This window comes from Kribbella sp. CWNU-51 (assembly GCF_054073265.1).
In genome coordinates, this window is the sequence record NZ_JBSXMZ010000002.1 from 151758 (window position 1) to 172966 (window position 21209).

Annotated in this window: 26 protein-coding genes; 11 read left to right on the forward strand and 15 right to left on the reverse strand. The window is 69.5% G+C overall.

What is annotated here, in order from left to right; genetic code table 11:
- The first annotated feature begins 97 nt into the window (after window positions 1–97).
- The gene (locus tag ACXC9Q_RS00765) at window positions 98–760 is read left to right on the forward strand and encodes a GNAT family N-acetyltransferase (RefSeq protein WP_457054512.1); all 663 of its coding nucleotides are present in this window, start codon (window positions 98–100) and stop codon (window positions 758–760) included.
- Between the two features lie 216 nt (window positions 761–976).
- On the opposite strand, the gene ACXC9Q_RS00770 is transcribed toward ACXC9Q_RS00765, so the two are convergent.
- The gene (locus tag ACXC9Q_RS00770) at window positions 977–1234 is read right to left on the reverse strand and encodes a hypothetical protein (protein WP_457054513.1); all 258 of its coding nucleotides are present in this window, start codon (window positions 1232–1234) and stop codon (window positions 977–979) included.
- A gap of 55 nt (window positions 1235–1289) precedes the next feature.
- Here ACXC9Q_RS00770 and ACXC9Q_RS00775 point away from each other — a divergent pair, with 55 nt between their 5' ends.
- Together ACXC9Q_RS00775 and ACXC9Q_RS00780 are read left to right on the forward strand one after the other, a co-directional pair.
- Window positions 1290–1664 carry a CAP domain-containing protein gene (locus ACXC9Q_RS00775; protein WP_457054514.1) on the forward strand — a complete coding sequence of 125 codons (375 nt, stop codon included), beginning with the start codon at window positions 1290–1292 and terminating at the stop codon, window positions 1662–1664.
- 196 nt (window positions 1665–1860) lie between these two features.
- A complete protein-coding gene (locus tag ACXC9Q_RS00780; protein ID WP_457054515.1) occupies window positions 1861–2823 on the forward strand; it encodes a CAP domain-containing protein in 963 nt (320 codons plus the stop codon).
- Window positions 2824–3391: 568 nt separating this feature from the next.
- Here ACXC9Q_RS00780 and ACXC9Q_RS00785 read toward each other — a convergent pair.
- Window positions 3392–3652 carry a hypothetical protein gene (locus ACXC9Q_RS00785; protein ID WP_457054516.1) on the reverse strand — a complete coding sequence of 87 codons (261 nt, stop codon included), beginning with the start codon at window positions 3650–3652 and terminating at the stop codon, window positions 3392–3394.
- A 520-nt stretch (window positions 3653–4172) separates the two neighbouring features.
- Between ACXC9Q_RS00785 and ACXC9Q_RS00790 the strand changes: the two genes are divergently transcribed.
- Both ACXC9Q_RS00790 and ACXC9Q_RS00795 read left to right on the forward strand, forming a co-directional pair.
- Window positions 4173–4943: a CAP domain-containing protein gene (locus ACXC9Q_RS00790; RefSeq protein WP_457054517.1), complete on the forward strand. Its 771-nt coding sequence runs from the start codon at window positions 4173–4175 to the stop codon at window positions 4941–4943.
- A gap of 76 nt (window positions 4944–5019) precedes the next feature.
- Window positions 5020–5280, forward strand: a complete 261-nt coding sequence (locus ACXC9Q_RS00795) for a hypothetical protein (protein ID WP_328523896.1) — start codon at window positions 5020–5022, stop codon at window positions 5278–5280.
- On the opposite strand, the gene ACXC9Q_RS00800 is transcribed toward ACXC9Q_RS00795, so the two are convergent.
- The gene (locus ACXC9Q_RS00800; RefSeq protein ID WP_457054518.1) at window positions 5275–6216 is read right to left on the reverse strand and encodes a GlxA family transcriptional regulator; all 942 of its coding nucleotides are present in this window, start codon (window positions 6214–6216) and stop codon (window positions 5275–5277) included. The two genes, ACXC9Q_RS00795 and ACXC9Q_RS00800, sit on opposite strands and share 6 nt — an antisense overlap.
- A gap of 82 nt (window positions 6217–6298) precedes the next feature.
- On the opposite strand from ACXC9Q_RS00800, the gene ACXC9Q_RS00805 reads away from it, so the two are divergent.
- A complete protein-coding gene (locus ACXC9Q_RS00805) occupies window positions 6299–7060 on the forward strand; it encodes an MBL fold metallo-hydrolase (RefSeq protein ID WP_457054519.1) in 762 nt (253 codons plus the stop codon).
- 111 nt (window positions 7061–7171) lie between these two features.
- Complete coding sequence (locus ACXC9Q_RS00810) at window positions 7172–7642, forward strand: lamin tail domain-containing protein (RefSeq protein WP_457054520.1); 471 nt, start codon at window positions 7172–7174, stop codon at window positions 7640–7642.
- 105 nt (window positions 7643–7747) lie between these two features.
- Here the strand turns inward: ACXC9Q_RS00810 and ACXC9Q_RS00815 are convergent, their stop codons facing one another.
- A complete protein-coding gene (locus ACXC9Q_RS00815) occupies window positions 7748–8605 on the reverse strand; it encodes an MOSC domain-containing protein (protein WP_457054521.1) in 858 nt (285 codons plus the stop codon).
- A 77-nt stretch (window positions 8606–8682) separates the two neighbouring features.
- Between ACXC9Q_RS00815 and ACXC9Q_RS00820 the strand changes: the two genes are divergently transcribed.
- The gene (locus ACXC9Q_RS00820; protein WP_457054522.1) at window positions 8683–9198 is read left to right on the forward strand and encodes a helix-turn-helix domain-containing protein; all 516 of its coding nucleotides are present in this window, start codon (window positions 8683–8685) and stop codon (window positions 9196–9198) included.
- Here the strand turns inward: ACXC9Q_RS00820 and ACXC9Q_RS00825 are convergent.
- On the reverse strand, window positions 9161–9967 hold the full coding sequence (locus ACXC9Q_RS00825) for a spermidine synthase (RefSeq protein ID WP_457054523.1): 807 nt from the start codon (window positions 9965–9967) through the stop codon (window positions 9161–9163). The genes ACXC9Q_RS00820 and ACXC9Q_RS00825 overlap by 38 nt on opposite strands.
- Before the next feature lie 201 nt (window positions 9968–10168).
- Between ACXC9Q_RS00825 and ACXC9Q_RS00830 the strand changes: the two genes are divergently transcribed.
- Complete coding sequence (locus ACXC9Q_RS00830) at window positions 10169–11161, forward strand: malate dehydrogenase (RefSeq protein WP_405071234.1); 993 nt, start codon at window positions 10169–10171, stop codon at window positions 11159–11161.
- A 160-nt stretch (window positions 11162–11321) separates the two neighbouring features.
- On the opposite strand, the gene ACXC9Q_RS00835 is transcribed toward ACXC9Q_RS00830, so the two are convergent.
- The 3 genes from ACXC9Q_RS00835 to ACXC9Q_RS00845 form a co-directional block, all read right to left on the reverse strand.
- Window positions 11322–12038: a transporter substrate-binding domain-containing protein gene (locus tag ACXC9Q_RS00835; protein ID WP_457054524.1), complete on the reverse strand. Its 717-nt coding sequence runs from the start codon at window positions 12036–12038 to the stop codon at window positions 11322–11324.
- Window positions 12039–12138: 100 nt separating this feature from the next.
- Window positions 12139–12408, reverse strand: a complete 270-nt coding sequence (locus ACXC9Q_RS00840; RefSeq protein WP_457054525.1) for a DUF3017 domain-containing protein — start codon at window positions 12406–12408, stop codon at window positions 12139–12141.
- A 34-nt stretch (window positions 12409–12442) separates the two neighbouring features.
- Window positions 12443–13297, reverse strand: coding sequence for a bifunctional methylenetetrahydrofolate dehydrogenase/methenyltetrahydrofolate cyclohydrolase (locus tag ACXC9Q_RS00845; protein WP_329484413.1), 855 nt, complete (start codon window positions 13295–13297; stop codon window positions 12443–12445).
- Window positions 13298–13662: 365 nt separating this feature from the next.
- On the opposite strand from ACXC9Q_RS00845, the gene ACXC9Q_RS00850 reads away from it, so the two are divergent.
- Window positions 13663–14649 carry a pirin family protein gene (locus ACXC9Q_RS00850; RefSeq protein ID WP_457054526.1) on the forward strand — a complete coding sequence of 329 codons (987 nt, stop codon included), beginning with the start codon at window positions 13663–13665 and terminating at the stop codon, window positions 14647–14649.
- Here the strand turns inward: ACXC9Q_RS00850 and ACXC9Q_RS00855 are convergent.
- Window positions 14646–14957: a cupin domain-containing protein gene (locus ACXC9Q_RS00855; protein WP_405071227.1), complete on the reverse strand. Its 312-nt coding sequence runs from the start codon at window positions 14955–14957 to the stop codon at window positions 14646–14648. The two genes, ACXC9Q_RS00850 and ACXC9Q_RS00855, sit on opposite strands and share 4 nt — an antisense overlap.
- Before the next feature lie 71 nt (window positions 14958–15028).
- On the opposite strand from ACXC9Q_RS00855, the gene ACXC9Q_RS00860 reads away from it, so the two are divergent.
- Complete coding sequence (locus ACXC9Q_RS00860) at window positions 15029–15982, forward strand: helix-turn-helix domain-containing protein (protein WP_457054527.1); 954 nt, start codon at window positions 15029–15031, stop codon at window positions 15980–15982.
- Here ACXC9Q_RS00860 and ACXC9Q_RS00865 read toward each other — a convergent pair.
- From ACXC9Q_RS00865 to ACXC9Q_RS00890, 6 genes are all read right to left on the reverse strand, one after another.
- Window positions 15949–16092, reverse strand: a complete 144-nt coding sequence (locus ACXC9Q_RS00865) for a hypothetical protein (RefSeq protein ID WP_457054528.1) — start codon at window positions 16090–16092, stop codon at window positions 15949–15951. The two genes, ACXC9Q_RS00860 and ACXC9Q_RS00865, sit on opposite strands and share 34 nt — an antisense overlap.
- Window positions 16092–16313 carry a hypothetical protein gene (locus ACXC9Q_RS00870; protein ID WP_457054529.1) on the reverse strand — a complete coding sequence of 74 codons (222 nt, stop codon included), beginning with the start codon at window positions 16311–16313 and terminating at the stop codon, window positions 16092–16094. Before ACXC9Q_RS00870 ends, ACXC9Q_RS00865 begins: the two co-directional genes overlap by 1 nt.
- Window positions 16314–17579, reverse strand: coding sequence for a glycoside hydrolase family 18 protein (locus ACXC9Q_RS00875; protein ID WP_457054530.1), 1266 nt, complete (start codon window positions 17577–17579; stop codon window positions 16314–16316). It abuts the gene before it with no gap.
- A gap of 147 nt (window positions 17580–17726) precedes the next feature.
- The gene (purH, locus tag ACXC9Q_RS00880) at window positions 17727–19286 is read right to left on the reverse strand and encodes a bifunctional phosphoribosylaminoimidazolecarboxamide formyltransferase/IMP cyclohydrolase (RefSeq protein ID WP_457054531.1); all 1560 of its coding nucleotides are present in this window, start codon (window positions 19284–19286) and stop codon (window positions 17727–17729) included.
- Window positions 19283–19915, reverse strand: coding sequence for a phosphoribosylglycinamide formyltransferase (gene purN / locus ACXC9Q_RS00885; RefSeq protein ID WP_457054532.1), 633 nt, complete (start codon window positions 19913–19915; stop codon window positions 19283–19285). Before purN ends, purH begins: the two co-directional genes overlap by 4 nt.
- Window positions 19916–19925: 10 nt before the next feature.
- Window positions 19926–21191, reverse strand: coding sequence for a cell division protein PerM (locus ACXC9Q_RS00890; protein ID WP_457054533.1), 1266 nt, complete (start codon window positions 21189–21191; stop codon window positions 19926–19928).
- Window positions 21192–21209: the final 18 nt, after the last annotated feature.

Consider the following 21209-nt stretch of genomic DNA (forward strand, 5'->3'; position numbering starts at 1 on the left):
AGTGGTGACCGACTGGAAACGACGGAATACGGCCAGTTGGTGACAGACGACACAAGTTCCCCTCGCCGTGGCGCGATCCGGCTGCTTGAATCGACGGGTGAGAGATCGTGAGGAGCTCGTCCGCCGCTGGCAGGCCGGGTGGTCGGTTTCGAGGGGCTGGACCACCGTGGAGGACGACAACGACGGCATTCTGACCGTCCGTGCGGGTGAGGAGAACCGCCCGACGGAGTATGTCGTTCTGGATGCCGATGACAAACCCGAACGGGTCGAACGTGCCGCCGAGCTGGCGCTGGCCGGCGGCGGTGGTCGTGGGGCCGGCTGGATCACGCTGGCCACAGACGACAAGGAAGCCCGGATCGAGCAGCTCGAGGATCTCGGTCTCGAGGTCCAGCAGGACCAGGACTGGCTGATGACGATCCAGCTGTCGGAGCAGCCGGCCCTGAAACTGCCTGAGCGCTACGCCCTGCACACCGAGCTCGAGTCCGACCTGATCATCACCCGCGCGACGTTGCACGGTGGTGTGGTGTCGAGCGGGCGAATGGCCGTGGTCGGCGAGGACGCGGTCGCGGACCGGATCGAGACCGAGCCGGCGCACCGGCGGCGCGGTCTCGGCAGTGCCGTGATGGCCTCGCTGGTCGAGACGGCCGCGGCCCAGGGCGCCAAGCGCGGCATCCTGATCGCGTCGATCGACGGCCTGCGGCTGTATCGCAGTCTGGGCTGGAAGGTCGTCGCGGACATCGTCATCGCGCGCTCACGCTGACACGCAGGCGTTTCAAACGGCTGAGATAGTCAAAGGTTCGTGAAGTGCGGCCCGGCCCGGGAGTGCGCAAGCGCTGACCTGGGCAAGGCTGCTCACCATGACGAACCACAAGCGGTCACTCGGTAGTGGAGTGGCCGGACCTCTCATCGCTTCGCTGTCGGCCTTGGTTCTGCTGGCGGGCATCGGATGGTTCGTCCTGCGTGACACCGGCGGGCGTCAGGTCACCAGCCAGGAGAGCCCGGTGACGTCGGTCACCTCGGCGTCCGACGACGCCCCGATGTCGACCCCGGTGACCCCGATCCGTCCGACCACTCCGTCGCACACACCTCGTCGTACGACGCCGACGCCGACGCCGACGCCGACGCGGTCGAAGACGAAGAGCCCGACGCCGGCACCGACCCGATCGAGTACGGCGCCCAGCCGGGGCGGCACGCGGTCCCCGAAGCCGTCGCCGAAGCCGAGCCACACCGCCACCCCGGCACCGAAGCCGACCAACACTTCCGGTGGGTCGGGGACCGCCGAGGCGCAGGTGCTTGCCCTGACCAACCAAGAGCGCGCCAAGTCCGGTTGTGGGCCGCTGCGGATGAACAGCGCACTGACGAAGGCGGCCGAGGCACACGCGGCCGACATGGTCGACCAGCACTTCTTCGCGCACGACAGCCTGGACGGCCGCAGCCCGTTCGACCGGATGAAGGCGGCCGGGTTCAAGGGCGGCGCGATGGCCGAGAACATCGCCGTCGGCTACTCCAGTGCCGCGGCGGTCGTGAAGGGCTGGATGAACAGCCCGGGCCACCGGCAGAACATCCTCAACTGCACCTACACGCTGATCGGCATCGGCTACGACTCCGGCCAGGTGAAGCCCGAGTGGGGCAACGGAAGCTGGGTGCAGGACTTCGGCGGCTGACCGCCGTACCAGCAGCGTTCGTCAATCGTTGGCGGAAAACCTTCGGGGAACGTTAAGAGCCGTCGCGAGCCCGTAACAGTGACCTTACCCATCGGTTAAGGTCGCTGTTCGGTGACCAGGGGGGACCTGGCAACAACCACGGGGAACGACGAAGAAGCGCTCGGTACGACGAAAAACGAAGAGGATTCGCCCACCCATGACGGATTCGCCTACCCCCCGGCGACACCGCGGCAGCCGACGTGCTCCCCGACGCAGTCGTGGCCTGATCGGCCCGACCGTCAGCGCGCTGTCCGTGCTGCTCGCTATCGGCCCGGTGGTCTGGCTGATGTCTCGCGACCACTCGACCGTGGACGACGCGGCCAAGGTGCTGAACGTCTCCGAGGACACGCGCAACGACTCCGCACCGTCCGAGGTTGACGGCACCACGACTGCCGCCGTACCCGGCGCCACCGTGACCAAGACCTTGCCCAACGGCGTGGTCACCTCCGTCGTCGGTACGCCGGCCCTCGGGTCGGCGGCGTCCATGTCCACGTCGGGTACCCCGGCCACCAGCGGCTCCCCGGACAACACCGCCACGAGTGTCGGCACCACCCCGGTCCCGACCGGCGGCGTGACGACCGTGCCGGTGACGCCGACGGCGCCGCGGACCCCGAACAGCACCAGGACGAAGCCGAAGCCGTCGCACAGTACGCCGACCAAGACGCGGACCAGCGAGCCGACGCCGAGGGACACCCCGCAGCCGTCGACCAGTGGTGGCGGCACCAACGCGCAAGAGCGCCAGGTGCTCGACTACACGAACCAGATCCGTGCGCAGCAGGGCTGCCGCCCGCTCCGGCTGGACAGCGCGCTGGTCAAGGCGGCCGGGAAGCAGGCGTCGGACATGGTCCGTCGCCACTACATGGACCACACGAACCCCGACGGGCAGGACCCGGGCGACCGGATGGCGGCCGCCGGGTACCGCGGTTCCAGCTGGGGCGAGAACATCGCCGCCGGCTTCGACACCGCACAGAAGGTCGTCGCGGCCTGGATGCAGAGCGACGGCCACCGCAAGAACATCCTGAACTGCCGGTTCACCTCGATCGGCATCGGCTACGACCCCGGCCAGGTCAAGCCGGACTGGGGACGGGGCAGCTGGGTCCAGGACTTCGGGCGCAGTTGAGTGGATGCGCCCCGATGAGCCTTCGAGATTGTCATTGTGTCGAACACACCGAGTGTGGCGGAGATGTTGTCTCACGGCCACAATGTCCGGCCGGTTCATGGTCGGTCACTGCGGGTAGATCCGTCCTTGTCATGTCGCCGGACCGTCCTGGGGGGCTCCGGTGACACGAATGATGAGGCACGTCTTGGGGGCGAGACAGTGAAGGGAACAACGAAATAATGTCCGACTCCGGCAGCAGCCGGTACAAGCCACGCAGGAAGGCGACCCGCGCCGCCTCGCGCTCGTCGCGGTCCGGCAATCGGTCCACCCCTGCGGCGGAAACCCCGCCACCGGCCCCGCCCGAACCACCCAGGTACGCACCCCGCGGCAGTGACGAGTCCCCGTTCTGGGCGACCGCACAGTCCGCGGGCGCCGCCAACGAGTCCCCGTTCTGGGCCGATGCCCAGTCCCGCCCGGCCACACCGCAGTACGCGCCGCGACCGTCCATCCCCAGCTACACCCCACCGGACGCGGACTCCGGCCTGGGCGCCCGCTCCCGCCCCGCCGGCGGAAGCCCCTCGTGGGTCGCTCAATCCATCGCCGGCACCGAGCCCGAGCAGGCTCCCCGTCCCGGCCGCCGAGCCGCCGGCCGCCGAAGCCGGGGATCAGCCGACGCGGACACCCCAGCAGGCCTCGGCGAAACCGCCGGCACCTGGTCCTCGCGCCGCAGCACCACGGACCCCCAGTCCGCAACCCTCGGCGACACCGCCGGCACCTGGTCGGCCCGCCGGGCCAGTACGCCGGAGAACTCCGCGGCCGCCGACGCACGGACCCCGGGGCTTGGCAACACCGCCGGCACTTGGTCCTCGCGCGGCGCCGGTACTCCGGACCCGCAGAGCGCCGGCCTTGGTGACACGGCTGGCACTTGGTCGTCGCGACGTGCTGGTGACGACGCTGACGGTCGGAGCGCGCGACTCGGTGGTGTGAGCGACGACTGGGCTTCTCTTGGTGGCCCGACTGCTGGTGCTGCGTCGACTAGGGCTGCAGGCACGACCGATGGCCGTACGTCGGACTCGACAGGCGACGGCGGGACCTCAGGGCTCGGTTCGTCGGGTGACGCGTGGGCCGCTGGGCTTGGCACTGCTGCCGGGACCGGAGTTGCCGGTGCTGAGTCGGCCGCCGCTGCGGGCACGGCCGGACAGACGGCCGCTGGTCCGACGGGCGGCTCTCGTGGTCACGCGGGTGGTCGTGGTGGGTCCGGCGGCGGTTCTGGTTCCGGCGGGCGTGGGTCTTCCGGGCCCGGGCGCGGTGGATCGCGTGCGGCGGCGAGGTCGGCGGCGGCCGGGAAGTCGGCGCGGACCCGCCGGACCGTGGTCGCGATCGCGTCCGTGGTGCTGGTGATCACGCCGATCTCGTGGATCCTCCTGCACCAGCCGCAGAACGACCCGGCCGACGCCTCGGTCCCGATCGTCACGCGCACCGACGACACCTACATCACCCCGACCACCAAGCCCGTGGTCGCTCCCCCGACCACCCACCCCAGCACCCCACCCACGGCGACCCCGACAGCGACGCCGACCCCAACCCCGACGGACTCGGCCACCCCCACCGAAACCCCGTCCACCACCGGCCCGACGGACGACCCCACCGCAACCCCCACCGGGGGCCGCAAAACCACAGAACCAACCACAGGCCCAACCTCCCCGGACCGCACGGTCAGCACAAAGCGGCCGACCACTCCACCAACCACCACCGCCCCACCGCCGCCGCCGCCACCGGTGGACGGGCAGATGACGGGCGACGAGCAACAGTTGTTCAACCTGATCGACAACGCTCGCGTCAACAACGGTTGTGCTCGCCTCAAGCAGGACCCGAACCTCACCGGAAGCGCACGCGCCGAGGCCGGCGACCGTGCTTCGTCCGGCAGCAACCTCAACTCGGGGACGGGCGCCGGCGGCGACAACATGACCGCGCAGCAGGCGTTCGACCGAATGATGAACAACAGCAGGAGCACGATCTTGAATTGCGGGCTCACCACGCTAGGTGTGGGAGCCCAGGGATCGCCCCACGACAGCGGCGTCCTGTGCCCACTGCTGTGTTCGAAGAAGACCCGAGTCGCGTGGGTGGCTGACTTCTCGTAAGACACAGCGGCACTTTTGCAGGAGGTGGTGCGACCATGGGAGGACGGCTCATGGTCCACCTACCTGCGGAGGCTGGATGTTCGGGGAACGTGATGATCTGGATCCGGCTCTCCCCGCGCACTTCGGGATTCCGCCGGACGCGTTGGCGGACGAGCGGCCCGATCCGCGCCCGGAGGAGGCCCGCAAGATGGGCCTGAGCCGGCACACCGAGGAAGGCGCCGTCCTGTACTTCGCGTCCTCGCTCGACCGCGACAAGCCCCGGCACCGGATGATCGCCTGGATCCTCCTGATCACGTTCGCGGCCCCGGCCGTCTACATGCTGCTCCTGCTGCTATAGCGCCCCGAACTCCTGCCGATGCCGCTGCGGCGTCGTGCCCAGTAGCGCGTGGAAGTGGTGTCGCAGCGCCGCGCTGCTGCCGAACCCGCTCTCGCCGGCGACCCGCTCGACCGGATGGTCGGTCGTCTCCAGCAACAACCGGGCCCGGTCCAGCCGCTGGCGCAGCAACCATGCCTGCCCGGAGATCCCGGTCCGCGCGCGAAACTGCCGAGTGAACGTACGCCGCGACAACGCCACCGCAGTCGCCCATTCGTCCAGCGTCACGGGCTGATCGAGCCGCGCGCGAGCCCATACCATCGCCTTCTCGATCACGTCGTCGCTGGGATCGGGCGGCACCGGAACCGGGATGTACTGCGCCTGCGAACCACTGCGATGCGGCGCGACCACGATGTCCCGGGCCAACCGCTCGGCCACCTCGACCCCGTGATGCGTCCGGACGAGGTGCAGACAGCAGTCGAGCGACGCCGCCGTACCCGCGGACGTGATGAGGTCACCCAGATCCGACCACAGCACGTCCGCCCGGACCGTGAGCTCCGGATGCCGTGCCTGCAACTCGTCCGCCCACCGCCAGTGCGTCACCACCTCCCGCCCATCAGCGATCCCACTCGCCGCGACGAGGAACGCCCCGATACACAGACCGACCACAGTCGCTCCCCGCGTGTGCGCCCTGCGGATCGCGTCGATCAGTACGGCGGACGGCTCGCGACCGGGATGCCAGCTCGGCAGCACCACCACATCCGCCTCGTCCATCTCGTCGAGCCCCCGATCGACAGTGACCCCGAAGCCGGCGTTCGTCCGCAGCGATCCCGGCTCCTCGGCACAGACGAGTACGTCGTACTGACTCGGCGGACCGTGGCGATCGCCGAGGACCAGGCAGGGCACGGACAGGTGGAACGGGCTGATCCCGTCGTACGCGAGGACGGCGACTGTGCGCATGGGACCAGTATGGCCCGATCTTCAGGAACTGTGGCTCACGGGCCAATGGTGGATCGGCGCGCCGGAGCCGAGGATCGTGGATATGAAGATCACGCACATCGGCGGCCCGACCGCCGTCATCAGCCTTGGCGGGCTGACGTTCCTGACCGACCCCGCCTTCGACGAGCCGCGGGACTACCAGCTGCCCGGCCGGGTGATGACCAAGCTGACCGGCCCGGCGATCCCGGCCGCGGAGCTCGGTCCGGTCGACGTAGTCCTGCTCTCGCATGACCAGCACAAGGACAACCTCGACGACGCAGGCCGCGCCCTGCTCCCGTCGGTCCCGACGGTGCTGTCGACTCCTGGGGCGGCCACCCGGATTCCCGGCGTACGAGCGTTGGAGAATTGGGAGTCCATCGAGCTGCCGCGTCCGGATGGCGGCGTCGTCACGGTGACCGGCGTACCCGCGCTGCACGGTCCGGAGGGTGCCGAGTCGGTGCTCGGTGTCGTCACCGGATTCGTGCTGACCGGTGCGGACCTGCCGACCGTGTACGTGTCCGGCGACAACGCGTCGATCGGCCTGGTCAAGGAGATCGCCGATCGCTTCGCGCCGATCGACGTGGCGGTCCTCTTCGCCGGTGGCGCCCGGACCACGCTGCTCGACGGCGCGGCGCTCACGCTGACCTCGGAGTCCGCGGTCGAGGCCGCACACCTCCTCGGCTCCGCGATCATCGTCCCCGTCCACACCGAGGGCTGGGCGCACTTCACCGAAGGCCCGGACCAGTTCCTCAAGGCCTTCCGCGAAGCCGGCCTGGCCGCCCGCGTCGCACTACTCGACCACGGGGTCCCGACCCCGGTTGGTTGAGCCCTTGACGAGCACGCAGCGTGACGGCTACCGTGCGACGGCCGGGGGGAGCCGGCAGCCATGTTCATCGGGCCCGGCGGGAATTCGGGCCTACTGCCCAGGGGGAATCTTTTGTTCGCACGACGCTTCAGCCTGCTCGTTTCCGGGTTCGCCGCTGCCGCGGTGACGGTCGCCGCGGCGGTGGTCGCACCGTTGTCCGCGTCGGCGGCGATCACGGTCGTGCTGAGCGGGATCCAGTACGACCCGCCGGGTCCGGACTACCGCACCAACGCGCAGCTGAACCAGGAGTTCTTCACGATTCGCAACATCAGCAGCAGGCCCATCAACCTGTCCGGGTTCCGCGTGCTGGACGTCGCGAACCACGTCTTCGTCTTCCCGCGCGGCTACGTTCTCGCCGGCCGGACGACGGCGATCGTCCGCACCGGCAAGAACCGCAACCGCGCGCAGACCCTGTACTGGAACCAGGGCAACTACATCTGGAACAACACCGGCGACACCGCCCGGTTCCAGACGCCGGCCGGCAAGACGTTCGACACCTGCACCTACAGGGCCGTCACCGGCCGCGCCCGCGTCGCCTGCTAGCACCGCCCCGCGTCGTTTGAGGGTTCTTCCGGCTGGAGGTGTGGGTGGTCGTCGGCCGGGCGTGCTGGTCGTCGGCACAGTGGTGGTGATGGGCGAGTGTGCGAGCTAGCGGCGGTCGGGGGCTGGGTCGGGGCCGGCCGGGATCCATTCGTGCACGAGGATCTCGTCGCCGACGTGAAGGGTGCCTTCGGCAAGCACCGCGGCCTTCATGCCGAAGCTGACCCCGCCGCCGTAGTCGGGCTGCCGCCGGTACGACGCGAGCGTCCGGGTCGGCTCGGGACCACATTTCGCGCCGGTCGACTGGTCGACGGTCGGGACCGCGCAGCGGATCGAGCGGGCCGAATAGCCGATCTCGACCGAACCCGCGGACATCCGTAGGACCCTGTCCTCGGTATGCGGTTCCGGCCAGCCGGCCATGACGATGTTCGGGCGGAAGCGGTTCATCGGGATGGCGTCGCCACCTCGCTCGACGATCCGCTCATTCAGCCCGTCCAGGGACGACAGGGACGTGATCATCAGTGCGTGCGCGTCCCCGAACCCGGTCTGGCCGCGATGCACACCCCAGCCGGGCCGATCGTGCTCGGGCGTCACCCGGACCAGCGCGGCCGGCTTGCCGAGCCGCTCGCTGAACCACTCGTCCGCGGCCGGGTCCTGGACGACACCCAGTCCGAACCACTTCCCGAACAGGCTGACGTCGCGCCGCTTGCCGTCGTACTGGATCGGGATCTCGAGGTCCGGCGCGCCGGGGCCGGACAGCCGGATGGCGTCGCCGGCGAGCTCCGCGCGCAGTGCTGCCATCGCGGGCAGGCTGCGTTGACTGAGGAAGGTGCCGTCGGGCTCGACGAGCATGAAGTTCCGGTCGTTCCGCAGCCCGGCCGGACCCACCTCGGCCTGATCCACGGACACCCCGGAGAGCCCCTTGACGGGGTAGTAGGTCAGTGCGGCAACCCTCGCGACGGACATTGACCAATCGTAACTTGACTCCTGTCACTTGATTTGTTCGTTCATGTTGAATTATGTTTGATCGCGAGGAGGTCACCATGGACCTGGAAGCGTTCGCGGGCGCCCTGCAGCGAGTCCGGCGGCAGGCCGGCCTGACCTATCGGGAGCTTGCCGACCACGCGCACTACTCGCACGCGCACCTGGTCCGTGCGACCAGCGGCCGGCAGTTGCCGTCCTGGGACGTGACTACCGCGTTCCTGACCGGCTGCGGTGTGCCGGCCGAGCTGCTCCCGGTGTGGCGACGGCACTGGGAGGCCGCGAGCCGCGATCCCCAGGACGTGGGCGAACTACTGCGAACAGCACAGACACCCGACCACCTCGGCGCAGCCCTGACCGCTCTCGCCGGGCCGCGATCGCTCCGGACCCTGGCGCGGCTCACCGGCATCCCCCGGACCACCATCCAGGCGTGGCTCCGCGGCACGCGGCTGGCTCAGCGCGACCGCCTCGACCAGCTCGTCCGCGCGCTCGGCGCGACGGCGGAGGAGCGCGCCGCGTTCGCCGGCACCCTCGACCGGCTTAGCTCCGGAAGACTGCGGGCGGCGCCTGCGGCGTGACGAACCCTTCCGCATCGCTCAGCGGCGCCGCCTTCCCGGCCAGCTCGCCCAGCGGCATCACGTCGTACGGCGGCTGGGCCCGGCCGCCGGCCGTGGTCAGGTCGGGGACGGGCTGGGGCGACGCGACCAGGATGACGTTCCCGAATCCCTTGCCCCGCAGGATCTTCCGCTCGGCGAGCACCACGCCGTCGCCGATCACGGTCCGCACGGTCGCCGCCGTACGACGGATGAACGGCAGGCCGGCGGTTCCGTCGATCAGGTTCGCGACCAGTACGCCGGTGGGCCGCAGGACGCGGGCGCATTCGGTGAAGAACTCGGTGGTGACCAGGTTCGCCGGGACGGCCTCGTGCTCGAACGCGTCCAGGATCAGCAGGTCCATCGAGTCGTCGTACAGCTCGGTGATGCCGGCCCGGCCGGTGACGCCGCGGACCTTGATGCCGGAGCGCTTCGGCAGCGGCAGCGCCTCGCGGACGAACTCGGTCAGGTCCTCGTCGGGTTCGAGGACGATCTGCCGGGAGCGGGGGCGCGTCGTGGCGACGTACCTCGGCAGACTGAGCGCGGCGCCGCCCACGTGCACGACCGGGATCGGCTGACGCCGAGGTGCGACCGCGTCGACGACGTCGCCGATCCGGCGCATGTACTCGAACGACAGGTGGGTGGGGTCCGCAAGGTCGACCTGCGACTGCAGGGATCCGTCGACCCGCAGCACGAACGTCCCGTCGGCCGCTGCCTCGACGCTCGCGATCCCGGAGCCGACCCTGTGTTCCACCCACCCATCCTCTCAACCGCGCACTCCGCCTGCCGAGCGACCTTGAGAAGCCACCAACCAATTTGCCGGGCGAAAAATGGTCGGTGGGTTCTCAAGGTGGAGTTTGAGCGGGTGTGAGGAAGTAGTCGGTGCCCCAGCGTTGGGTGGGTGGGCGTGGCTTGCTAGCGTCCGAAGCACCCACAAGCACAGAAGGAGCGTGTCGTGAGCACTACACCGGTGAAGGTGGCCGTTACCGGGGCCGCTGGTCAGATCGGCTACAGCCTGCTGTTCCGGATCGCGAGCGGCGCACTGCTCGGGCCGGACACGCCGGTCGAACTGCGGCTGCTGGAGATCACCCCGGCCCTGAAGGCGCTCGAGGGGGTCGTGATGGAGCTCGACGACTCCGCGTTCCCGACGCTGGCCGGCGTGGAGATCGGCGACGACCCGAACGTCATCTTCGACGGTGCGAACGTCGCGCTGCTGGTGGGCGCGCGACCACGGACCAAGGGGATGGAGCGCGGCGACCTGCTCGAGGCGAACGGCGCGATCTTCACCGTCCAGGGCAAGGCGCTGAACGAGCACGCCGCGGACGACATCCGGATCACCGTCACCGGCAACCCGGCCAACACCAACGCGCTGATCGCGAAGAGCAACGCGCCGGACATCCCGGCCGAGCGGTTCGCCGCGCTGACCCGGCTGGACCACAACCGCGCGCTGGCCCAGCTGGCGAAGAAGACCGGTACGCACGTCACCGACCTGAAGAAGATGACGATCTGGGGCAACCACTCCGCGACCCAGTACCCGGACATCTTCCACGCCGAGGTGGCCGGCAAGAACGCGGCCGAGGTCGTGAACGACCAGAACTGGCTGGAGAACGACTTCATCCCGACCGTGCAGAAGCGCGGCGCCGCGATCATCGAGGCCCGCGGCGCGTCGTCGGCCGCCTCCGCCGCGGCCGCCACCATCGACCACACCCGCGACTGGCTGCGCGGCTCGGCCGATGGCGACTGGCTGTCGATGGCAGTCGTCTCCGACGGCTCGTACGGCGTCCCCGAGGGCCTGATCTCCTCCTTCCCGGTCACCACGAAGGACGGCAACTGGGAGATCGTCCAGGGCCTCGAGATCGACGACTTCTCCCGCGGCCGCATCGACGCCAGCACCGCCGAGCTCGGCGAGGAGCGCGACGCGGTCCAGGCCCTCAACCTCCTCGGCTGACCGAACAACAACCGCGTGCCCTGGGCGAAGCCTGGGGCACGCGGTGCTTCTAGGGGAGTAGGTACGCGGCGATCACCGTTTGACGTCTGGACCAGACCGAAAGGTCGCACGAACCGGCTGCCACGGCATGAAGTTGCCTGCTCACTCCGCGTGGTTGTCGTCAAAGCGCCGCGGGTGGCGCGACCGACGCGTCCGCCTGGCCGGAACGGAGCAGCGCGTCGGCGACGAAACCGTTGGCCTTGAGCTCCTCGACCACACCGTGCAGGTAGGCAACCGTCTCGGGACCGCGCGTCTTCGTGGTGCCGACGGCCTGCCGGATCTCCATGAATCGTTCGTCGATCAGCCGGACATCGGGGTTCTCGGCAACGAACCGCGCGATCGGCTGCCGGATGCCGGCGGTCGCCTCCAGCCCCTCGGCGCGGAAGATGTCGGCCCCTTCGTCACCTCGCACAACCGTTGCCCGCTGCAACGTCCGGGTCAGGTACAGGTCGTACGCCGATCCCTGCTTCACGCCGATCCGGACACCCGGGCCGTCCACCTCGTCGACGGTGGTCAGCGGCGAGTCCGCCGGGACGGCGTACACCCCTTCGATCACGACGTACGGCGCCGTGAACGCGACCTCACCGGCCCGCGCCGGGTCGATCGCGAGGAAGCAGATGTCCGCCTGCCCGGTCGTCATCGCCTCGAACGACTTCCGGGCCGCGTCGAAGCAGACCAGCTCCACCGGCACCTCGAGCCGCCGCGCCAACTCCCGCGCGATGTCGACCGTCACCCCAGCCGGCTCCTCCGGCGTCCCCTGCGCCAGCACCGGATTCCCCAGATTGATGGACGCCCGCAACACCCCGGACGGCGCCAGATCCTCACGAACACTCGTCATACCCGCGACCCTATGCGTGGTTCAACGGGAAGGTGAACCGGAACGACACCTGGTGACCGTTGTCGCGGGTGTTGCTGGACGGATGGTGATCGGCATCGGGTCAGTTCGGGACGATGAGGCCGAGGGTGGCGATGGACAGGCCTACCAGGACGAGGAGCGTGGTGTCGAACATGCGGCCGCGGACGCGGAGGAGGCCGGCCGCGTTGTCGCTGAGGAACGCGCGGAGGAAGCCGGCGAGGACGACGCCGGCGGCGAACACGAGTACGCCGTTGCGCCAGTTGTAGAACGTGAGTACGACGAGGCCGGTCAGGCCGACCAGCAGCGACAGCACCAGAGGCCATTCGCTCCGGCGTCGAGGCTCTCCCGCCATCAGCACGTCACGCCCGCTTCGGCCGGCCGGGTCATCAGGCCAGGCTCGCTTCGGCGGCCTCGACGACGTTGGTGAGCAGCATCGCGCGGGTCATCGGGCCGATGCCGCCGGGCATCGGGGCGATCCAGGCCGCCTGCTCGCGGGCGGCGGGCTCGATGTCGCCGACGATCTTGCCCTCGGCGCTGCGGCTGGTGCCGACGTCGAGCAGTACGGCGCCCGGCTTCACCATGTCCGCGGTGATCAGCCCGGCCGATCCGGCCGCGGCGATCACGATGTCGCCGGTGCGGACCACTGCGGCGAGGTCGGTGGTGCCGGTGTGGCACTGCGTCACGGTCGCGTTCTCGGACTTGCGGGTGAACAGCAGCCCCATCGGCCGGCCCGCGGTCACCCCGCGACCGACGACGACCACGTGGGCTCCGGCGATCGGTACGTCGTACCGCCGCAGGATCTCCACACAGCCCTTCGGGGTGCACGGCAACGGACCGTCCTGGCCGAGCACGAGCTTGCCGAGGCTGACCGGGTGCAGACCGTCGGCGTCCTTGGCCGGGTCGATCAGGCCGAGGATCTCGTTGGTGTCGACGTGCTTCGGCAGCGGCAGCTGGACGATGAAGCCGGTGCACTCTGGGTTCTCGTTGAGCTCGCGGACCTTCGCAGCGATCTCGTCCTGGGTTGCGGTGTCCGGCAGCTCGACCTGGATCGACGAGATGCCGACCGCCGCGCAGTCGCGGTGCTTGCCGGCCACGTACGCCCGGCTGCCGGGGTCGTCCCCGACCAGGATCGTGCCGAGCCCGGGCACCACACCCTGCTCGGCCAGCTTCGCGACCCGGACCTTCAACTCGTCCTTGATCGCCGCCGCCGTGGCCTTACCGTCCAGAATCTGCGCCGTCACGCCACCAGAGTCTGCCATGTGGCGGCAGGGTGGGGACCGCCAGGCCATCACAATCAGCGCTCGGCCGGGCGCCCACACGGGACATCCGACCGAGCCGTGCAGTTGTGATGGGCTGGAGGTTCGTCAGCTCACCAGTTCGTACGCGGTGGTATTGCCCACTGTGGTCGCCGTGAAGCTGGCCGGCCGGATGTACGCAGCTAGTTCGGCCGGACCGCGGATGACCCGACGGACGCGCCCCGGTGGACGCGCCGGCGGGTCGGGGCTCAGGCTGTGGGTGCGGGGTGGGTCGAGCCGGGAATGCCCACCGTCTTGCCGCGGTTGGGCCAGATAGTTTATTCTTGAACTACCCGAGCGAGGAGAAGACCATGCCCGCCGTGACCGTCAGCGACATCACTGTGCTGCCCCGCGTCCATCAGCCCGATCCGGCCGTCGCGCACGAGCGGGCGGTGAAGTCGGTGACGTCGGCGCCGAGCGGCTTCGAGGGCGAAGGATTCCCGGTCCGGCGCGCGTTCGCCGGAGTCGATCTGCGAGACCTCGACCCGTTCATCCACATGGACCAGATGGGCGAGGTCGAGTACGCGCCGGGTGAGCCCAAGGGCACGCCGTGGCATCCGCACCGGGGCTTCGAGACCGTCACATACATGCTCGACGGGATCATGGAGCACCAGGACTCCAACGGCGGTGGCGGTGTCATTTCCAACGGCGACACCCAGTGGATGACCGCCGGCAGTGGGCTCCTGCACATCGAGACCCCGCCGGAGCACCTGGTGCTGAGCGGTGGCCTGTTCCACGGCATCCAGCTCTGGGTGAACCTCCCGAAGGCACTGAAGTGGGCTCCGCCGCGCTACCAGGACATCCGCGGTGGTGACTCGGCTCTGCTGTCCACCCCCGACGGCGGTGCGCTGATTCGCGTGATCGCGGGCTCGGTCGACGGCCACGACGGCCCCGGCTCGACCCACACGCCGATCACCTTGGTGCACGCGACCGTCAGCCCCGGCGCCGAACTGATGCTCCCGTGGCAGCCGGACTACAACGCGCTCGTCTACGTCCTCGCCGGTCAGGGCACGGTCGGCGCCGAGCGGCGCCCGATCCGCAAGGGTCAACTGGCCGCCTTCGGCCCCGGCGACACGATCCGTACGGCGGCCGGTACGACGCAATCCCAGGCCGAACCGAATCTCGACGTACTGGTCCTCGGCGGCCGCCCGATCCGCGAGCCGGTCGCGATGGCCGGTCCGTTCGTGATGAACACCCGCGCCGAGGTCATCCAGGCCTTCGAGGACTTCCAGGCCGGCAAGCTCGGCAGCATCCCCGCCGTCCACGGCGCCCCGACGGAACTGCGCAGTACCGACTAACCCTCGGGATAGAAGAGGAACAGGGTGCAGCCCTGGGTCGTCTGCGGGACGTGGGTCGACCCGGCCGGGCAGTGGATGAAGGAGCCGGCCGGGTAGTCGCGCGTACCGTCGTTGAACACGCCGTCCACGACGAAGACTTCCTCCGGTCCGGGGTCGTGGACGTCGATGCCCTCCCAACTGGTCCCGGGGTCCATCTGCAGGACGTACGCCGCGGCGACCGGACCGCTCCACAACGGCCGCAACCGGATGCCGGGGAAGAGCTCGCGCACGGGCGCATCGTGGACAGAGGCCGATTCGAAGGTCTGCATACCTCGATCATGCAGTTGTCCACAGGCTTGTCCCCAGTGTCTGGATAGTCCTGATCGGGTACTTTTCTGCCATGAGTCCGCATCGCGTCGTCGCCCTCGTGACGGCACCCCAGGCGAGCTTCGAGCTGGGGTGCGCGGCCGCGGTGTTCCGCGACGAGCACTACCGGTTCAGCGTGTGCACCGACCGGCCCGGCGCGATCCGGACCACCGAGGGTTTCGACATGCTGGTCGCGTCCGGCCTGCGCGCTCTCGACCGCGCGGACACGATCATCGTGCCGGGCTGGCTGCCGATCGACCGGGAGCCGTCGATCGCCGTACTGCGTGCACTCGGCCGGGCGCATCGACGCGGCGCGCGACTGGTCAGCATCTGCTCGGGGGCGTTCGCGCTGGCCGCGACCGGGTTGCTCGACGGCCGCCGGATCACCACCCATTGGCGGATGGCCGACGACCTGCAGCGCCGGTTCCCCGCCGTCCAGGTCGATCCCGACGTGCTCTACATCGACCACGGCGACATCGCCACCAGCGCCGGCTCCGGCACCGGGATCGACCTGTGCCTCCAACTCGTCCGCAACGACCACGGCGCCGCGTACGCCGCGCAGGTCGCGCGGCGGATGGTGATGCCGCCGCATCGCGAGGGTGGCCAGGTCCAGTACCGGACCGAGGCTCCGCAGTCCACCCAATCCCTGGGCGTCGTGCTCGACTGGGCAACGGACCACCTCGGCGACCCGATCACCGTCGACGACCTGGCGGCGCGGCTCAACGTCTCACCACGCACTCTCGCCCGCCGCTTCGACGAGCAACTCGGTACGGCGCCGGGCCAATGGCTCCTCGCTCAGCGCATCGCCAGAACCCGTGTCCTGCTGGAGGAAACCGAGCTTGCGGTGGAGACCATCGCAGCCCGCGTCGGGTTGTCGTCGGCAACCAATCTCCGCCGCCGCTTCCGGGCCGCTCTGCGGACGACGCCGAGCGCCTACCGCCGGGCGTTCCGGGCTCAGAAGTCGCCGGAGTTGTCGAGGTCGATGTAGTAGGCGATCCGCGGGTCGTCCGGGTCGGCGCCGTACGTCTCGACGAAACGGCGGGCGGCCGCCGGTCCGCCGTACTGGGGATTGAGCTCGCCGCGGAGGCTCTTGAACATCAGCGCGAGTTGTTGCCGCGGTCAACGATCCGCGGGTACGGGAAGCCGGTCGAGCCGAGCCAGGTCAGTCGGTCGGCCTCGGCGTCGATGCCCGGGCCGGCCTTGTAGAACAGGCGTTCCGGGCCGCGTTCGAGCCGGACGACGGTCGCCGCGGAGTTACCGAGGTGGATCGGCTCGGGACCGTCGGCACCGAACCGATCCACCACAGCATCAAGATCCACTCACCGAAGGTTACGGTGCAACGCCGAGATCAGCTCCCCATTTCCGGTGTCACCGTCGAGCGACCAGATCATCGCGCCGCCGAGATCGCGCTGCGAGATGTACTGCGCCTTGCGCTTCATCTCGACCGGGTCGTCCCAGGTCCAGAACGTCGTACCGTCGAACAGCCAGGCGAACCCGGCCTTGTTGTCCCGGTAGACGGTGTAGTTGGACAGTGTCGCCTTGAGCAGGCGGTAGTCCTCCGTACCGGCTTCGTACGTCGCCGGTGCGGGGCCGGTGGAAGGCTGGAACAGGCCGTGGTTCTGGTCCGTGACGCCGGTCCAGCCGTGGGAGTAGAACGGCACCCCCATCACGAGTTTGCTCCGCGGCGCACCCCGGGCCAGATAGGAGTCGATCGTCACCTGCGAGCTGAACTCCGGCGAGGTCGGATCACCCTTGGGTCCGTCGATCGCGGACTGCTGGTTCGTCAACTGCTCCCACGGACCGTGGTAGTCGTAGCCCTGCGTCGTACCGAAGGTCAGGTCCTTGAACAGTTGGCGGACCTCGAAACCCTTGTCGATCATCGTGGGATTCGCGGGCAGGAACGCGGTCAGGTTGTAGCGACCGGGCCGCGACAAGCGGTCCAGCTGCTTGCGGTACTCGTGCACCAGGGCGGTGAAGTTCTGCTTGTCCTCGGGCCGGATGACGTTGCCCGGATTGCCCTCGCTGGCGGGCCACTCCCAGTCGAGGTCGACGCCGTCGAAGATCCCCTTCGCCGCGCCCGCGGGCAAGCCGGGCAGGTTGCCCTTCAGCCACATGTCGAGGCAGGACTTCACGTGCGCTGCCCGCGAGGCCGGCGTGAGGGCGGCGTCGGAGAAGTGCGCCGAGCCGGTCCAGCCGCCGAGCGAGATGCTGATCCGCAGCTTCGGGAACTTCTGCTTCAGCTGCTTGAGCTGGTTGAGGTTGCCGTTGAGCACCTGACCGGGCTCGTCGGCCGTGCCGTTCACGCTCTGCTCGGCGCTGAACGGGCGCTGGTAGTCGGCCCACGGATCGCTGCTCACGCAGTTCCCCTGGGCGTCGAGGAATCCGAACGCGTAGTTGATCTGGGTCAGCCGGGCGGCGGACCCGTTCTGGACCAGATCGCTGACCAGGAAGTTCCGGTCGTACCCACTCCAGTTGGTGTAGTACCCAACCACTCGCTTGCTGCTGTGCGCTTCGGCCGGTACGGCGATGGCCCCCGCCATCACGACCGCGGCCGTCACCAGCAGCCCCACACTCCGACGCTTCATCGAACCCCCATCGGACCACCTCAGCGGGACAGATGCGGTCACCCTAGGCCCGTTCCGACGAGTTACACAATGTCTCTGCGAAAACTAGTCCGGCCTGGTGATCAGACCCGCCAGCGAGGCCGATGCGCGCCGGCCCGGGCCGTCGAGTTAGTGGAAGAAGTGGCGGGTGCCGGTGAAGTACATGGTGATGCCGGCCTTCTGGGCGGCTTCGATGGCTGCTTCGTCGCGGATGGAACCGCCGGGCTGGACCACTGCTTTGACGCCGCCTTCGATGAGGACCTCGAGGCCGTCGGGGAACGGGAAGAAGGCGTCGGAGGCGGCGACGGAGCCGGCGGCGCGGTCACCGGCGCGGGAGACGGCCAGGCGGCACGAGTCGACGCGGTTGACCTGGCCCATGCCGACGCCGACCGAGGCGCCGTCGGAGGCCAGCAGGATCGCGTTGGACTTGACCGCACGGCAGGCCTTCCACGCGAAGGCCAGGTCCGCCAGTACCTCGGGTGACGCGGCTTCGCCGGCCGCGAGCGTCCACGCGGACGGGTCGTCGCCGGGAGCCTGGAACCGATCGGTGTGCTGCAGCAGCAGGCCGCCACTCACCGCGCGCATCTCCACCTGCTCGGCCGAGGACAGAGCCGGCGCGACCAGCAACCGGATGTTCTTCTTGCCCTGCAGGATCTCGACCGCACCGTCCTCGTACGCCGGCGCCACCAGCACCTCGGTGAAGATCTCCGCGACCTGCTTGGCCAGGTCGACCGAGACCGGGCGGTTCGTCGCGATCACACCGCCGTACGCCGAGACCGGGTCGCACTCGTGGGCCCGCCGGTGCGCCTCGGCGATGTCCTTGCCGACCGCGATGCCACACGGGTTCGCGTGCTTGATGATCGCGACCGCCGGCTCGCTGAAGTCGTACGCCGTACGGCGAGCAGCGTCGGCGTCGACGTAGTTGTTGTACGACATCTCCTTGCCGTGCAACTGCTCCGCGGCCGCCAGGCCACCCCGGCCGTTCACGTACAACGCGGCCGGCTGATGCGGGTTCTCGCCGTACCGCAGTACGGCCGCCTTCTCCCAGGTCGCGCCGACCCACTCGGGGAAGCCAGTGCCCTCGGAGGTGTCGGTCAGCGAGCTGCCCATCCAGGACGCGACGGCAACGTCGTACGACGCTGTGTGCACAAAGGCATCCACCGCCAGCCGCTGCCGCTGCTCCAGCGAGAAGCCACCCGCGGCCAACGCCTCCAGAACCTCGCCATAGCGCGACGGAGACACCACCACCGCAACGTTGGCGTGGTTCTTCGCGGCGCCGCGGACCATCGAGGGACCGCCGATGTCGATCTGCTCGATGCACTCGTCCACCGACGCGCCGGATGCGACGGTCTCGGTGAACGGGTACAGGTTGCTCACCAGCAGATCGAACGGCTCGACCCGCATCTCGGCCAGCTGCTCGACGTGCTCGGTCTTGCGGACATCGGCCAGCAGACCGGCGTGCACCTTCGGGTGCAGCGTCTTCACCCGCCCGTCCAGGCACTCCGGGAACCCGGTCAGCTCCTCGACCTTGGTCACCGGTACGCCGGCCGCCGCGATCCGGCCCGCCGTGGAACCGGTCGACACGATCTGGACGCCGGCCTCGGACAGTGCCTTCGCGAGCTCCTCCAGACCGGTCTTGTCGTAGACGCTGATCAGCGCCCGGCGGATCGGCCTGCGGTCGGTGCTCACTTCAGTCGAACCTTTCGTCCGGTGATGGTCCAGCCCTCGCGGACCAGGCGGCCGACCCACTCCACCAGCTGGCGGCGTTCGACCTCCTTGATCCGCTCGGTCAGGGTTTCTTCGGTGTCGTCGTCCTCGACTCCTACGACGACCTGCGCGATGATCGGCCCGGTGTCGACGCCGCCGTCCACGAAGAACAGCGTCGCCCCGGCCACCTTGACGCCGTACTCGAGCGCGTCCCGGGGCCCGTGGATCCCGGGAAACGCGGGCAGCAGCGCGTTGTGGGTGTTGATGTACCGGTCGCCGAAGGCGGCCAGGAAGTCGTCACCGACCAGCTTCAAGAACCCGGCCGACACCACCAGGTCGGGCTTGTGCTCAGCGACCGACGCGGTCAGTGCGCGGTCCCAGTCGGACCGCTCGGTGTACTCCTTGACCTTGTGCACGAAGGTCGGCACCCCGGCGTTAGCGGCCCGGTCCAGCCCGGCGATCCCGTCCCGGTCGGCGCCGACGCCGACGACCTGAGCGCCGTACGCCGGATCGGCGCAGGCGTCGAGCAGGGCCTGCAGGTTCGACCCCGAGCCCGACACGAGCACGACGAGGCGCGCAGGATCGGGAGTGGGCGCAACGGGGTCTGTCACGCGGGAAACCTTATCGCTCGGCGTCGGCCTCGCTGTCGGCCGGTCGGCGGGACGCGACCACCGCGGCCGTGATCGAGGCCCCGATCGCCATCCCCGCGGCCAGTACGCCGGCCGCCGCCAGCGCCCCCGGGATCCCGACAGCAGACATCCGGCCAGGCCCCGCCGAGCCACCGGACATCGCCATCAGCACGTACAGCAACACGGCGGCGAGCAGGGCTGCCATACCGCCACGCAGGGCGAACGCATCCCAGCCCAGCGCCTCAGCGTCCTGATCCGCGAGTCCACGCCGCACCACGACCAGTCCGGCGACCGCACCGGCCACCAGCGGCACCACAGCGGTCAGGACGAGCAGGTACGACGGTGTCGCCCCATCCGCGGGTACGGCGGCCAGCAGCGGAAGCGCAGGCAGGTTCCCGACATCCACTCCGGTCGGGGCGATCGTCGTACCCACTCCCAGCTGGAATCCGGGTCCGGCGAGGAAGGCGACGACGTACAGGATCATGTTCGGCACCAGCATCAGGCAGATGGCGAACAGCACCACCGACCCGATCACGCCGGCGTCCAGGAGCTCCAGCATCCCGGTGATCCGGGAGAAGTGGATCGCCAGCAGTACGGCGTACAGGATCGAGGCGATCGCGATCACGGTCAGTACGGCGGCGATCGCGGCCGGCACCGCGTCCCGCAGACCACTGGGAGTCGCGTCGGCAAGGTCGGCGCCCGCACCGGACTCGACCAGTACGCCGATCGTCCCGGCCACCAGCGCGATCGACGCGGCACCGAGGAACGCGGACAGCGGACTGACCTTGAGCGGACCGTCCGCCGTCAGCAACGCCACTACGAGCGCACCGAGGCCATAGACGACGGCGAACGTCCCGGACAGCAGGATCAGGTCCCGGGTCCGGTCCGCGGCGCTCGTACGGGCGGCGGACTTGCCACCGCGATACAGACACCAGCCGAAGAACAGGGTCAGGCCGAGCGGCGCGACGGTGAGAGAACCGGTGCCGAGTGTCACACCGGCCTTGTGGGCGACCAACCAGGCCGATGCGCCCGCGCGGATCGCTCCGGAGGCGCCGCCGAAGGTCGCGGCCAGCCAGCCGATCACAGCGACCGCGGCACAGGTGAGCAGGCCGGTCAGCAGGCAGGCGCCGGCGGAGATCACGGCCGACACGACCACCGGCTTGGTCGGGGCGGCGACCGGATCCGAAGCGGGGGCGGGCCCGGGCGCCTGGTGTGGTCCGCCGTCACGGGCGCCCGGACGGCTCAGCATGTCGGTCATCTGACTCCCATCGTCACC

Bases quoted from the DNA above. Each gene is read 5' to 3' on its own strand.
- ACXC9Q_RS00780 (WP_457054515.1), top strand. From the start codon at position 1,861: ATGACGGATTCGCCTACCCCCCGGCGACACCGCGGCAGCCGACGTGCT.
- ACXC9Q_RS00795 (WP_328523896.1), top strand. From the start codon at position 5,020: ATGTTCGGGGAACGTGATGATCTGGATCCGGCTCTCCCCGCGCACTTC.
- ACXC9Q_RS00800 (WP_457054518.1), bottom strand. From the start codon at position 6,216: ATGCGCACAGTCGCCGTCCTCGCGTACGACGGGATCAGCCCGTTCCAC.
- ACXC9Q_RS00805 (WP_457054519.1), top strand. From the start codon at position 6,299: ATGAAGATCACGCACATCGGCGGCCCGACCGCCGTCATCAGCCTTGGC.
- ACXC9Q_RS00815 (WP_457054521.1), bottom strand. From the start codon at position 8,605: ATGTCCGTCGCGAGGGTTGCCGCACTGACCTACTACCCCGTCAAGGGG.
- ACXC9Q_RS00820 (WP_457054522.1), top strand. From the start codon at position 8,683: ATGGACCTGGAAGCGTTCGCGGGCGCCCTGCAGCGAGTCCGGCGGCAG.
- ACXC9Q_RS00835 (WP_457054524.1), bottom strand. From the start codon at position 12,038: ATGACGAGTGTTCGTGAGGATCTGGCGCCGTCCGGGGTGTTGCGGGCG.
- ACXC9Q_RS00840 (WP_457054525.1), bottom strand. From the start codon at position 12,408: ATGGCGGGAGAGCCTCGACGCCGGAGCGAATGGCCTCTGGTGCTGTCG.
- ACXC9Q_RS00850 (WP_457054526.1), top strand. From the start codon at position 13,663: ATGCCCGCCGTGACCGTCAGCGACATCACTGTGCTGCCCCGCGTCCAT.
- ACXC9Q_RS00855 (WP_405071227.1), bottom strand. From the start codon at position 14,957: ATGCAGACCTTCGAATCGGCCTCTGTCCACGATGCGCCCGTGCGCGAG.
- ACXC9Q_RS00860 (WP_457054527.1), top strand. From the start codon at position 15,029: ATGAGTCCGCATCGCGTCGTCGCCCTCGTGACGGCACCCCAGGCGAGC.
- ACXC9Q_RS00865 (WP_457054528.1), bottom strand. From the start codon at position 16,092: ATGTTCAAGAGCCTCCGCGGCGAGCTCAATCCCCAGTACGGCGGACCG.
- ACXC9Q_RS00875 (WP_457054530.1), bottom strand. From the start codon at position 17,579: ATGAAGCGTCGGAGTGTGGGGCTGCTGGTGACGGCCGCGGTCGTGATG.
- ACXC9Q_RS00890 (WP_457054533.1), bottom strand. From the start codon at position 21,191: ATGACCGACATGCTGAGCCGTCCGGGCGCCCGTGACGGCGGACCACAC.